Genomic DNA, 12,270 nt, shown 5'->3' with positions numbered 1-12,270 from the left:
CAATGGGTCGCATTGCTGCTCATCTTCAAATATCATTTCACGCAAAATCTATAACCTAGTGTTATGAGATGGTGTCGCCTCGACTGATTGGACGCCCACCCCTTCCCGAAGCGAGCATTTGAAAGTGAGCGAGCATTAAGGGGAGTTGCCCCGAGGCCATCTCGGTGCCCCGCTGAATTGCACAACCCGCTTTCCGAGCGGAATCCAGAAGCGGAGTTATCGCGCTATTCGTGACGCAATCCGCGACAAGAGTATGGGACTTCAGCGTATCGGTAGCAATCGGCATTGGATCGTTTGGCCGCATTCCGAGAGGAGACGCGTTGACTATCAGATCAAAGCCCGAAAGGTCACATTGCCCAGTTGCTCCGTGCAGCTCGATCTTGCCGCTTCCCAAAATCCAGGCGAGATGACGAAATGCGGTTTCGTTGGGTTCAATCACGCTGAGCGATGCGACCCCGGCCTCGTCAAGCGCGGCGGCGATAGCACGGCCTGCCGCACCCGCCCCTACGATTAAAACACTGGCTCCATTGGGCGAAAAGCCGTGCTTCCTCGCGGCTGCGAGAAATCCGACGCCGTCGAGCATCTCACCCTCGAGCCTTCCTTCGGTGTCCATGCGGACACAGTTTACCGAGTCGAGACGAGCTGCGCGGTTGGAAGTTAAATCCACCAGTTCGGCAAGGTCGTTCTTGAATGGCAAGGTCGAAACCAAACCGGATAGGTTGCGGGAAGAACGCCACAAATCGATCAAGGACGACAAATCTCTCCGGGTCGCAATACGGAGGCCCACCATAACAGCAGCGATATCATGATTTGCGCAATAGGCATTAAAAAGGGCCGGGGTCGCGGCCTGACTGACCGGATCGCCAACCATCACATAAAGGTCGTGTCCGGCCCCAACGAGACTATCTACTCCTGGGCTCATGGCTATTCCGCATTGATTTCCTTGAGTGCTCGCGATGTGGTCGAGATGATCCCGCTGGTCTCTGCGACGTAGGCAAGAGCCATTTCGTGCTGCTCTATCGTGTAATCTGCTGTTGCATCTGCCAGCATGAAAACCTGAATGTTTCTCATGAATGCATCGAGCGCGGTCGCCAAACATCCGTGATGTGCAAATACGCCCGTTACGATGAGCTGCGTGCGACCGGTGCTTCTCAGGATCTTGTCCAAATCAGTCTCGAAGAATGCACTGTATTTCGCTTTTGTTACACAATAGTCGGACGCCATCGGCTCAAGTTCGGGCACAATATCTGCGTCGGCATCGCTGATCCCCTCAAGCGTATTGATGCCGGGCCCCCAAAGGTCGAGCGCGAGTCCGCGCTCAGCTCGATTGCGGACCTTCTCACCCTTAGAATAGAGGATCGGAATATCGTGGCTGCGAGCTGCGCGCACCATTTTCGCGATATTCTCTATCAGCGGTTTGGGATCGACAAACCGATCTAACCAGAAGGTCTGCATGTCATGGACGAGCAGTGCGCTGCGTGACCGGTCCAGCGTCCAGCCTGCCTTGTTCCATTGGCAGGCCTCGTCGCCGGGCAATTTGTAACTAGGCACCCTGGGAAACCAATCTCTTGGAGAGCTGGCGCCGACTGAGGCTGTCTCAGTCCCTGATGCTTGCCGTCTGATCGGGCTTCGAGACGGATCGACCGCGCTATCATCTTTGGCAAGAAATGGCTGTTCGTGCATAATTTCGAAAGTCCCAGGCTGAGCAAGCCGGAACTACATGCGATAGAGGTTCCAACCGCAAATACTTCTTCTTCAATCTCAGATAACGCTATGTTATGGGTACGGGCAGGAGGACACTTTCTTGCTAAACTTTCGTCAAATTGAAGTCTTCCGTGCGGTGATGATCACAAAAACCGTTAGTGGCGCAGCGCGGTTGCTGAATGTTTCTCAGCCAGGCCTTAGCCGAATGCTGCATTACACCGAGGACAAGCTGGGCTTCAGCCTGTTCGATCGCGTCAGCGGCAGACTGGTTCCGACTCAAGAAGCGAAGCGCCTCTTCGACGAAATTGAGGAGATCCACAAAGGCATCGACCGCCTTGAGCTGGTTGTCCATCGCCTTCAACGAGGTGAAGATATCGTGTTTCGTGTCGGCGCTTCACCGAGCGTCAGCCACCATATCGTCCCCCGTGCACTAGGGGAGCTGAGGCGTAGTTTCCCAAATCTGGTAATCCAGTTTGACGTCCTCTCATTGCATCAGATCCCAGACTATCTTGAGAAAGAAGAGGGCGAGTACACTGTTTCTGTCTTCCCTGTTGAGCACCCCAACATCATCACCCGAGAACTTGGCAAGCTACCACTCGTTTGCGTTCTGCCTTCAGATCACGAACTGGCAAAGCATGAAAAGCTGAGCATTGCGGATATCGAGAACGAGCCGCTTATTTCCTTTCGCGCGAACACGCCACATGGCTCCCTGATCGACTCGGCGTTTCGTGAAGCCGGGATATCGCGCCGCGTATCAACCTATGTCCGATTTGCCGAGACAGCTTGCAGCTTTGTGAAAAATGGACTTGGCATCGCGGTCGTTGATGCATTCACGGTCCAAGGATCCATTGGAGAGGGATTGAGCACCCGCCCGATCGAGCCGATCCGCGAGTTGCCAATCCTGATACACCGCAACAAGTTCGGCAACCGGACCAAGTTCGCTGATCATTTCGAAAAAGAAATGGCCCGGCTGGCTGAAGAGTTTATCGTCAACGCGGAATTCGTCACCAATTGACACCTCGCGCCTCATCGCGGCTTCCCATAACATCGGATTATAGAAGCATCGCCATATTGGATTGGCGCATGATCCTGAGAAGGTGCCATAGAGTACGAATGGAGAGGGTTTGACGGCTCTCGAACGAGGAGCAAGTTTGATGGGGTCCCTTTCACCGCTGAACCTGTTGGTACTGGCCAGCATGCTTGGCTTTGTGACCTGGTTAGGTCACAGGCTCTCCAAAGGGCTTTCTGGATCACGCAGTTTTTTCGATGCGGGCGGTGGTTTGCCTTGGTGGGCGGTATCGTCCTCGGTTATCGCGACGGTCGTCAGCTCGGTTACCTTCATCTCGGTCCCGACGGCCGTGTTCCGCGACGGCGGGAACCTTTTCTACGTTCAGGTGCTGTTTGGCCTGATGATCGCCAAGGTTCTGACGGCCGTGGTTCTGGTGCGACCGTTTTACGAAGCAAAGGACTGTCCAACTGTTTTTGCCTATATCGGCAAGCAAACAGACAAGCACATCGGCAGACTTTCGATCATCCTCGGACTCGCGCTGACCTGCCTCAATACGGCAGTGCGCCTTCTCACGACAGCTCTTGTGTTGAATGTTGTAGTCGGTTGGTCGTTGCTGGCGTGCACGATATTTGTCGTTGCGTTCTCAATCTTGTGGAGTTGGTTGGCGGGACTTAAAACCGTCATTTGGACGGACTTTCTGCTCTTCATAATCTTTTCGATTGGCAGCGTTTTCTGCGTATTCTGGATCGGCAGCGGTGTGGAAATGAGCCTCGGAGAAGCGCTCACATCGCTCGATGAGCGTGGTAAAACGGCCCTGTTCGACTTCTCCGTCGACCCGACCGTTACCTATACTATATGGGCAGGACTCATCGGAGTGACATTGGGCAACTTTGCTCTCGCTGGGACGCAGGCGGTCTATCAACGTGTCAAGGCATGCCGGAGCGCGCGCGATGCTCAAAAGGCTTTCGCCTTCTCTGCTCTGCTTTACCTTACGCCACTTTGCATGTTGGCAGTGGGTCTTGCGCTAAGTGTCTTCTACGCCGAGAACCCGCTGCCGATCGAGGCGGCCCGTGAAATGGCCAGCCAGCCGGATCGTATTTTCCCCTATTTCATCGTCAACGAGTTGCCTGATGGCATTTCTGGTATCTTCATCGCTGCGATATTCGCTGCTGGCATCTCGACAATCGACACGCACCTGACCGAAGTATCCGACATTACGATCTCTGACATTTATCAGAAGCACATCCGCCCGAAGGCTACGGACGCCGAGTATTTGCTGGCGTCACGAATTGCGTTGCTGATCTGGGGCACGATATTTGTTGGGCTGGCGATGTGGCTGAGCCAATATCAAGGAGCAGGGCTGCTTGAACTCATGTTCAAGGTGCCAAATTACGTTACCGGCATCATCCTGGCGACGGTTCTGCTGGCACGCTTCGGAGTGGGAAGGGTGTCGGGATTTGTCCCAGGCGTACTCTGCGGGTTCGCAACCGTCATGTTTCTGGAACACATGTCGGTGAGCTACTTTTACTGGCCGCCTGTCTCTGGGCTGGTGGTTGTCGGAGTGACGTGGTCTTTGTCACGACTACTGCCGCCGCTAGGCAGCACGAGGGCCTTGTCAGACTAACGCGGCCGGGGCGCTGTTGGATTTGCGATATTGGCCGCACATTCAGAGCTAAGCTGCCATCTCCATTCCGCCTCCTTTAAGAACACGCTGACGTTCACAGTCTTTTGGATACCCAGCACCACCTCGTTAATCGCCAAGACTTCGAAGCCGCTCGCTCAGTCTCATTGGCCGAGTGACAGCAACTTGTGGCCTAAGTTCTGGGCGCCAGAGGTCGCATCGAGCGAAGTTGAGGCGAGATGTCGCAAAAATGCCAACAAAAACCCTTCCGGATTGTCACATCCGGGCGGGCGGAAATCATGCATCAATTCCAAGAACAGATCAGACTTCGTCCACCGCTTCCAAATTGTTGCGACAGGAGAATTGCGTGAACAGTGACTTTCTCGAATACTATCGCGATGGCAAAGCTTGTGAGGCTGTGAGGCAATTCCGAAATCATGAAGGCTTGTTCATGTGACCAGTATTGAAAGGCGGCGCTTCTGCCCAATTGGATACGGAAATGACCGCTTCCTTTTTAGCGGCTGTCAAAGACAGATAGTCCGCAATCGACCCCAATAGCAGATACTGCTTGCAACGCCGTCATCACCAGAGCGGACGGAAATTCTAGAGAGTCGATAGGACTGAAACTGAGATGGAAACGAGCGCCCCGATTATGGAAAGGCTGAACCATCGACAAGTCGGCCAATGGCTCGCTGTTCTGCTGGGCGCAACGCTGAGTTCGGCAGTCTTAGGCTAGCGAGACAGGAGTGAAGTCCTATTGTGCGGGTTTCATATTCTGTTGAGATGATCCTGCGGTGATCATTTCGCAGATCGGATATAGCTGCGGTCAGGCATGGTCTGATTGAAGCTGGATTGGAGAAATGTGGCAGAAGCAGTGGTAAAGGGCGACATGGCCTCAAAAAAGATGCCGAGGTGGATTTTCTGGTTCGGCTGCTTGTTGATTGTTATCGGAATGGGTGCGGGTTTGCTTGGTGTGATTTCTCCCACCATGTTCTTCAGCGATTTTCCCGACTTCAATGGTTGGGATCAGATCCCCTATGTCACAACTGGCTGGGGCATCAGAAATCTCGGTATGGGGGTCGCCGTGATCCTGGCTCTTTGGCTTCAGACACCCGGCGTTGTCGGCGCGGTTTTTGCGATGCGTTTCGTCACAGAAGCTGGCGATCTGGTGAATTCATTGGTGACGGGGCATGGCACTCTGGACCTGCCCCTGATCGCTCTTGCGGCTGGCTGGATTGTGATTTTCCTTATCCCAGAAGCGCTTGCTGCGCGTTGGGGGCTGAGCAATGCGATAAGAAACCGGGCCGAGCAGGCTTAGCTTGTCTATAACCATCATTAGCAAAGGAATGCCGGCATGAATGGATTTGTGGGTTGCAAAAGTTCAGCGAGAAAACGGTATTTTCTGGCGTGTATGTCGGTTGCTTCCCTATCACTAGCGGGATGCGGGCAAAGCGAAGCAGAGCCGGGCTCTGGGCAAGAACCGGCCGCGAACGCACTGTCTCAAAGCTGCGAGGCTGATGCGACATTCAATAATGCGGTGGGCCATGATCAAGGCGCCTCAATGAAGGCCGCTTTGATGGCGAGCTTTCAAGCGGTGCAAAAGAATGATTTTGATGCATTTATGGCCATCGCTGCAACGCCATACATCCAGCACAGCCCGGATTTACCCGACGGATGGAAACCAGTTTGGAACTTGCTGAAAGATAGGCCCGAGGGGTTCTCATCCAAGCAAATGGATTGGCTGGGCGACAAGGGCTTTTTGGACAATGGCAATTATCTGGTGATGCTGCGCGAAGTGGACCGCGGCGATGGAACCGGCCCCAGCAAGATCGTCGACATTCTATTATTTGATGAAGCCGGAAAATACGCTGAACATTGGGATATTCGTCAAGCGCTGGTCTCAACCGATGCCTCTAGCCCAAGCGAAACCGCGGCCTCGGAAAAATTTCTAAACACGCCAGTTGCATATGATGCTGCTACGGAAGAGAAGAACAAGGAAATAGCCGTCCAATTCCTCAACACCGCATTCAACAGCGGTGACAGTGACGGGGCGATGGGTATGGTTGGGCCAGATTTTACCCGGCATTCCGCCACTGTGTTCGGCGGCTCTGGAGAAACGCGCTGTTTTGATATCCAGCTAGTCGTGGCGCAAAATGACTTTGTGATTGTGCATTCGAAAGTAACCCATTCAACCGGGGTGGATGCTGTTGTCGACATCATGCGCATCAGAGATGGCAAGCTGGCCGAACATTGGGACGTGATCCAAGCGGTGCCCGATGCAGCGGATATGCCGCATGAAAACGGGATGTTCTGACCGAAGATTACTGCCGATCAGTGAAAGCAAAAAAGATTATGAAATTTGAATTGAAGGACAAACCAATGAACATGAAGCATAAAATTTTCACCGCACTTGCCGCACCAACCCTCCTGCTCACCGCTGCATGCGGCCAAGGCGGCGATGCATCGATTGACCGGGGCGAACTGAAAGCCGGCGTAGTTGAAGGGCAAAAGACTCTAGCGGTTGCCGAATCCTTCCTCGAAGCCGCAGGCTCTGGCGACATGGACACGCTGAACAATCTGATGGCGGACGATTTTGTCTGGCACAATGAAGGCGATCCGGACCTGCCATGGATTGGCAATTGGGAAGGTAAAGAGACTGTGATGAGCACGTTCTTGCCTGCATTTGGCGCTGGATTAAAAACCACCAGCTGGACCACTGATTATAGCATGGCGATGGACGATCAGGCCATTTTCATGGGCACGATGAGCGCAACGGCTAACAATTCGGGCGCGGATACTGGAAAGTTCAGCTGGGCTGTTCGGGTCGAAGTCAAAGATGGCAAAGTGAAGAGCTGGAACTGGTTCGAAGACAGTTTCGCTGTTTCCAAGGCCTATCACGCTGACAAGGAGTGAGCGCAAACCGCAAGCCTTTGGAAATGCGATGCCTCATCGCCTTTTTTTTGGTCACCTCAAAGCCGGCGCCCCGTCCATTTTTAGTGGGCTGGGGTGTCGGGCGCGAGGCTGATATTCTCTAGAAAATCGACAAAGATTGCGATGAGGTTTTCACGGTTTGTTTTGTAAGCCCATAGGGCATGGATGCCCAAAGACTGTGCGGTCCAATCGGGCAGGATGTGCATGAGACGCCCGCTTGCTATGCCTTGTTCCGCCAAATTTTCCGGCAGAATGGTCACGCCCAGTCCACGCAAGGCCAATTCGTTCAGCGCATGAATGGAGTTCAGTTTGAGCCTCGATCGCCCGGTCACATCCGCGCTTTCACCATTGCTTCGCGTTAAGGTCACCTTGTCCGGGCGCATCTGGAAACTCAACCAGTGCCAATCCGCCAGTTCGCTTGGGTGGGAAAGCGGCGGTTTGGTTGCTACATAATCCGGGCTAGCCACCAAATATCTTTTCGCGCTTCCAATATTCCGCGCGCTTGTTTCGTTGTAATCCATAAACCCTGCTCGGATTGCAACGTCAAAGCCTTCTTTCACCAAATCGCTGGGGCGATCAGAGAAATGCAACTCCAGCGAGATTTTTGGGTGGTGTACGGCAAATTGAGCAATCTTGTCCATCAAAGGTGTGGCCGTGATGAAAGCAGGCACCGAAACCGCGAGGTCACCGGTTGGCTCGTCTGAAATCACATTGACAGCATCAAAGCCTCGCTCGGCAGAAACCAGCATTGCCCTGGCCTCGCGCAGCAGCGCCTCGCCGCCTTTTGTCAGCGACATTTGGCGGGTCGATCTCAACAATAGAGCAACACCCAAATCGCGCTCAAGGTCCGATACCGCCTGGCTTACGCCCGATGCAGCCATACCGAGTTTGCGCGCAGCCCCCCTGAAAGAGCCCTGCTCCACCACCGTCACAAAGATCGCCATCCGGCGCAGTTTGTCGATTATTGTTCTGCTCACGTGATCGCTGTGCCCAGTTTATTACGCCTAATAAACCGCACAATAGGCTAATAAGATCGCATTTGAAATGGGGGTTGCCGAAGCTGGTAATTGCCTTCGTCGCGCTGATGCGGCTTATCGTGATCTATTTGGAACTTGGAGCTTTAAAGCATGGGTCAAGCATTGGAAAATGTCCGCAAGATCTATCTCGAAGGGATCGCTGGCGGAGATGCCCGCAAAGCGGTCACGCAATATACCGGCCATCGCTACACTCAGCATTCAACCGGCGTAGCGGATGGAGCCGAAGGCTTTTTAAGTTTTTTCGAGCCATTCCTTGAGCGCAATCCCAAGCGCGAAATTGACATCGTCCGCATTTTTGAAGACGGCCCTTGGGTATTCTGTAGCGCTTTCCAATCTCTCAATGATGGCGCAGCGAGATGGGTGACAACCGACTTGTTCCATACCGATGCAGATGGTCTGATTCTGGAACACTGGGACACGATTGCCGAATATGTTGAGGAAACAAAATCCGGCAATGATATGGTCGGAGGTGCTTCGGAGATTGACCCGAATGCCGATGGTGAGACAACCAAATCCCTTATTCTCGAATACACCAAACAAATTCGGCAGGAGCGCGGTTTTGCCAAACTAGACCAATTTGTCGCCGATGATCTTATCCAGCATGCGGCGCAAATTGAAGCCGGCCGATTGGGCCTCCAAGAGTGGCTGACATCGGCTGAATCTGGCGAATATGAAATGCTCTTTAAGCTGATCGGGCAAGGCGATTTCGCTATGACCTATGGTAAGATGCACGCAGCTGGCAAAGATATTGCTGTGTTCGATATTTACCGCGTTTCAGGCGGGAAAATCGCCGAGCATTGGATGAACGCAGAAGAAATTGGCCCGCGCGAAAACTGGAACAATTCCGGTAAGTTTTAGGCTCTCGCAAAATTGAGGAAAATCCCATGGGTAAAGTTGTCATTGCCAAATTCGCCGACCTTAAAGACCGCGCCCCTGCTGCTGCCTTAGTGGCGAATGTCGATCTGGTTATCGTTCGCTTCGATGAGACAGTGTCTGTCTTTTACGGCCGCTGCCTGCACCGCGGCGCCATGATGGCCGATGGTTTTGTTGACGAAAGCGACAATTTGATCTGCGGCGTTCACAATTGGGATTACCGGCTCGACACCGGCGTATCGAGCTACAACAATGAAGAGGCGCTGCCCAAATTCCGATGCTGGGTGGAAAATGGCGATGTCCTTGTCGATGAAGCGGAGATATCAGCCTGGCATGATCAGAACCCCCAACCGTTCGATCGTGATGCCTATTTGGGGCAATATGCTGATCCCAGCCACGGTTTCGACCTTGAGCCTGCCAATGCACTGATCAAGCAATATGCACGGGACGGGCTGAGTAAGGTTGGCCACCATGGCGTGATGACTTCTATGGGAGTTCCGCCGGTTCAGCTGCCCAAATGGGATGATATTCAGTTGTTGGCCGCGCAATTGGCCGTTGCCCCGCTGCTTGATGAAGATGAGGTGGGGACGGATGTGGTAATTGGCCCGAACGCGGCGAAACCGCTGCGGTTGAAGATACCCTTGTTTGTATCCGACATGAGCTTTGGTGCCTTGTCCCAAACAGCAAAGGTAGCCTTGGCTCGCGGTGCAGAAATGGCGGGAACAGGCATATGTTCGGGCGAAGGCGGAATGCTGGCAGAGGAGCATGCGGAAAATTCCCGCTATTTTTACGAGCTTGCCTCGGCGCGTTTCGGCTTTTCATGGGACAAGCTGGAGCACGTGCAGGCGTTCCATTTCAAAGGCGGCCAAGGCGCCAAAACGGGGACGGGCGGGCATTTGCCCGGCAATAAGGTTCACGGAAAAATTGCCGAAGTGCGCGAGCTGCCGGAGGGGCAAGATGCTGTGTCGCCGCCACGCTTCCCTGAATGGACAAAGCCAAGCCAGATCAAGGAATTTGCCGATGAAGTGCGCAGCCGCACAGGCGGCATTCCTATCGGGTACAAATTGTCAGCGCAGCACATTGAGAAAGACATCGACGCAGCTTTGGAAGTCGGGGTTGATTACATCATCCTAGATGGGCGCGGCGGCGGCACGGGCGCGGCGCCGGAGATATTCAGAGACAATATATCTGTGCCCACCATACCAGCCTTGGCCCGTGCGCGCAGGCATCTTGATGCAATCGGTAGGCAAGACATTACTCTGGTTATCACAGGCGGTCTGCGCACTCCGGCCGACTTTGTAAAAGCGCTTGCTCTTGGCGCAGATGCTATCGCTGTCTCCAATGCCGCCATGCAAGCGATTGGTTGTCTCGCCATGCGCGCATGCCACACGAATAATTGCCCGGTTGGGATTGCGACACAAAAACCGCATTTAGAGAACCGACTGCTAGCGGACGGCTCTGCTGTTCAGTTGAAGAATTTCTTCGAGGCCAGCGTGAGCTTGATGCAAGTGATGGCGCGGGCATGTGGGCACGATCACTTGGCGAAATTTTGCGCGGACGACCTGACAACGTGGAAGAAAGACATGGCGGAGCTTTCCGGTGTTGCATTTGGAGGGGTCGGTTGAGCGTGCAAAAACGTACGAGAGGCGAGCCAAGCCAATGATGGGTGTATTGCGCAGTCCCTATTTCACCTGGGCATTATTGGCACTGCCATCAATCGGGATGATGCAAGGCTATTTCACCGGCCAGATGAACGCGCATGATCTTTTGCATCCCACAGGCGAATTCAGCGCCCGTGCGATGATTTTGGCATTGCTTTGCACGCCTTTGGTGGTGCTGTGGCCAAATGTCAGTGTGTTCCGTTCGCTACTCAAGCGCCGGCGATATATTGGCGTCGCAGCCGCTGGCTACGCTTTGCTTCACACGCTCTTTTACATCGTAGATAAAGAGACGTGGGGTGCGGTTTGGGCAGAGGCACTGGAGCTGTCGATCTGGACCGGCTGGGCCGCTTTCCTGATTTTTGTGCCTCTTGCTATCACCAGCAACAATGTCTCGATCAAATGGCTGGGCGCGCGCAAATGGAAAGGGTTGCAACGGCTCGTCTATTTCGCTGCCATTCTCACCGCTGCACATTGGATGTTCCTTGAATATGAAATTGTCCCGCTAATGGTGCATTTCGTGCCGCTTGCGCTTTTGGAAGTCGCCCGCGTTTGGAAACAACAATCCCGATAAGTTGCGCAGCCGAACGGGCTATAAGACAGATGCCCGGCCTTGCTGCCCTGAGAAAAAGCAGCACAGCACTTGTAATGATAATGATTCGCATTATTGTTAAGGCATGAAAAAGCCACTCCCTAGAAAATTCATCGTCCAAAAATCTGAGCGGATTTCCCCATCAATGCAACAAGTGACACTGGGCGGCCCCGCCATGCAGGGCTTCCCGCCCGGTCAAGCCGGTGCTTACGTCAAGCTGCTGCTGAAAGGCCCTGGTCTGCTCAGCAAGCCCTTGATGCGGACCTATACAATCAGAGCGCAGCGCGAGGACGCCATAGATGTCCAGTTTGCGCTTCACGGAAAGCACGCATCCGGCCCTGCCACCCGGTGGGCACTTGATGCACAAGCCGGCGACGAAATATATCTCGGCGGCCCTGGACCCGCCAAACCCTTTGCCGCCGATCATGATTTTTACCTCGTCGCAGGCGATATGTCCGCTCTGCCCGCCATCAGCGCCAATCTGGAGGCGCTTCCCAAGGGCGCTCAGGGTGTGGCTGTCATAGAAGTTCAAGACGAGCGCGACGCTATTTTCATTGACGCACCTGAAGGCCTGCGCATTGAGTGGCTGGTCAATCCGGAACCCGGCACACAGCCATCAATGCTTGCCGATGCGCTGCGCCAGGTCCCCTTGCCCGCTGGCAATATCGCGGGATGGGCAGCCTGCGAATTTTCGTCAATGCAACAGCTGCGCGGCTATTTGCGCGAAGAACTCGGCCTCAGACCGCAGAGCCTTTATATCTCGAGCTATTGGAAACTTGGCTCGGACGAAGGACAGCATAAGAAAGAAAAACGCAGAGATGCGGGTGCATTGGCTGGATAATAGT

Annotated in this window: 12 protein-coding genes; 9 read left to right on the top strand and 3 right to left on the bottom strand. The window is 53.9% G+C overall.

Annotation, left to right across the window (positions count from 1 at the left end; genetic code table 11):
* Nucleotides 1-61: 61 nt before the first annotated feature.
* A complete protein-coding gene (locus tag AC0V6X_RS15090; RefSeq protein WP_486185364.1) occupies nucleotides 62-922 on the bottom strand; it encodes a shikimate dehydrogenase family protein in 861 nt (286 codons plus the stop codon).
* Between the two features lie 2 nt (nucleotides 923-924).
* Nucleotides 925-1,551 carry an isochorismatase family protein gene (locus AC0V6X_RS15085; protein ID WP_486185363.1) on the bottom strand — a complete coding sequence of 209 codons (627 nt, stop codon included), beginning with the start codon at nucleotides 1,549-1,551 and terminating at the stop codon, nucleotides 925-927.
* 253 nt (nucleotides 1,552-1,804) lie between these two features.
* Here AC0V6X_RS15085 and AC0V6X_RS15080 point away from each other — a divergent pair, with 253 nt between their 5' ends.
* The 5 genes from AC0V6X_RS15080 to AC0V6X_RS15060 all read left to right on the top strand — a co-directional run bounded on the left by AC0V6X_RS15080 (nucleotide 1,805) and on the right by AC0V6X_RS15060 (nucleotide 7,247).
* On the top strand, nucleotides 1,805-2,719 hold the full coding sequence (locus AC0V6X_RS15080) for a LysR family transcriptional regulator (protein ID WP_486185362.1): 915 nt from the start codon (nucleotides 1,805-1,807) through the stop codon (nucleotides 2,717-2,719).
* 109 nt (nucleotides 2,720-2,828) lie between these two features.
* On the top strand, nucleotides 2,829-4,337 hold the full coding sequence (locus AC0V6X_RS15075) for a sodium:solute symporter family transporter (protein WP_486185361.1): 1,509 nt from the start codon (nucleotides 2,829-2,831) through the stop codon (nucleotides 4,335-4,337).
* A gap of 838 nt (nucleotides 4,338-5,175) precedes the next feature.
* Complete coding sequence (locus tag AC0V6X_RS15070; protein WP_486185360.1) at nucleotides 5,176-5,652, top strand: hypothetical protein; 477 nt, start codon at nucleotides 5,176-5,178, stop codon at nucleotides 5,650-5,652.
* A gap of 36 nt (nucleotides 5,653-5,688) precedes the next feature.
* Nucleotides 5,689-6,648 (top strand): nuclear transport factor 2 family protein, encoded by a 960-nt coding sequence (locus AC0V6X_RS15065; RefSeq protein WP_486185359.1) that lies wholly within the window; start codon nucleotides 5,689-5,691, stop codon nucleotides 6,646-6,648.
* Nucleotides 6,649-6,719: 71 nt separating this feature from the next.
* On the top strand, nucleotides 6,720-7,247 hold the full coding sequence (locus AC0V6X_RS15060; RefSeq protein WP_486185358.1) for a nuclear transport factor 2 family protein: 528 nt from the start codon (nucleotides 6,720-6,722) through the stop codon (nucleotides 7,245-7,247).
* An 80-nt stretch (nucleotides 7,248-7,327) separates the two neighbouring features.
* Here AC0V6X_RS15060 and AC0V6X_RS15055 read toward each other — a convergent pair whose 3' ends face one another.
* Complete coding sequence (locus AC0V6X_RS15055; protein ID WP_486185357.1) at nucleotides 7,328-8,242, bottom strand: LysR family transcriptional regulator; 915 nt, start codon at nucleotides 8,240-8,242, stop codon at nucleotides 7,328-7,330.
* Nucleotides 8,243-8,392: 150 nt separating this feature from the next.
* On the opposite strand from AC0V6X_RS15055, the gene AC0V6X_RS15050 reads away from it, so the two are divergent.
* The 4 genes from AC0V6X_RS15050 to AC0V6X_RS15035 all read left to right on the top strand — a co-directional run bounded on the left by AC0V6X_RS15050 (nucleotide 8,393) and on the right by AC0V6X_RS15035 (nucleotide 12,266).
* Nucleotides 8,393-9,160: a nuclear transport factor 2 family protein gene (locus tag AC0V6X_RS15050; RefSeq protein WP_486185356.1), complete on the top strand. Its 768-nt coding sequence runs from the start codon at nucleotides 8,393-8,395 to the stop codon at nucleotides 9,158-9,160.
* 26 nt (nucleotides 9,161-9,186) lie between these two features.
* Entirely contained in the window at nucleotides 9,187-10,800 is a 1,614-nt protein-coding gene (locus AC0V6X_RS15045; RefSeq protein ID WP_486185355.1) for a glutamate synthase-related protein, read from the top strand.
* A 34-nt stretch (nucleotides 10,801-10,834) separates the two neighbouring features.
* On the top strand, nucleotides 10,835-11,407 hold the full coding sequence (locus AC0V6X_RS15040) for a protein-methionine-sulfoxide reductase heme-binding subunit MsrQ (protein WP_486185354.1): 573 nt from the start codon (nucleotides 10,835-10,837) through the stop codon (nucleotides 11,405-11,407).
* A 103-nt stretch (nucleotides 11,408-11,510) separates the two neighbouring features.
* Entirely contained in the window at nucleotides 11,511-12,266 is a 756-nt protein-coding gene (locus AC0V6X_RS15035) for a siderophore-interacting protein (RefSeq protein ID WP_486185353.1), read from the top strand.
* Nucleotides 12,267-12,270: the final 4 nt, after the last annotated feature.

The sequence above is a fragment of the Erythrobacter sp. S267 genome, from assembly GCF_057365045.1.
Note: the sequence above shows the minus strand (reverse complement) of the source record. Positions and strands in the feature narration are given on the sequence as shown.

What these genes read in the sequence shown, in the direction of transcription:
- AC0V6X_RS15035 (WP_486185353.1), top strand. Translation starts at nt 11,511, where the DNA reads ATGAAAAAGCCACTCCCTAGAAAATTCATCGTCCAAAAATCTGAGCGG.
- AC0V6X_RS15050 (WP_486185356.1), top strand. Translation starts at nt 8,393, where the DNA reads ATGGGTCAAGCATTGGAAAATGTCCGCAAGATCTATCTCGAAGGGATC.
- AC0V6X_RS15045 (WP_486185355.1), top strand. Translation starts at nt 9,187, where the DNA reads ATGGGTAAAGTTGTCATTGCCAAATTCGCCGACCTTAAAGACCGCGCC.
- AC0V6X_RS15090 (WP_486185364.1), bottom strand. Translation starts at nt 922, where the DNA reads ATGAGCCCAGGAGTAGATAGTCTCGTTGGGGCCGGACACGACCTTTAT.
- AC0V6X_RS15065 (WP_486185359.1), top strand. Translation starts at nt 5,689, where the DNA reads ATGAATGGATTTGTGGGTTGCAAAAGTTCAGCGAGAAAACGGTATTTT.
- AC0V6X_RS15040 (WP_486185354.1), top strand. Translation starts at nt 10,835, where the DNA reads ATGATGGGTGTATTGCGCAGTCCCTATTTCACCTGGGCATTATTGGCA.
- AC0V6X_RS15060 (WP_486185358.1), top strand. Translation starts at nt 6,720, where the DNA reads ATGAAGCATAAAATTTTCACCGCACTTGCCGCACCAACCCTCCTGCTC.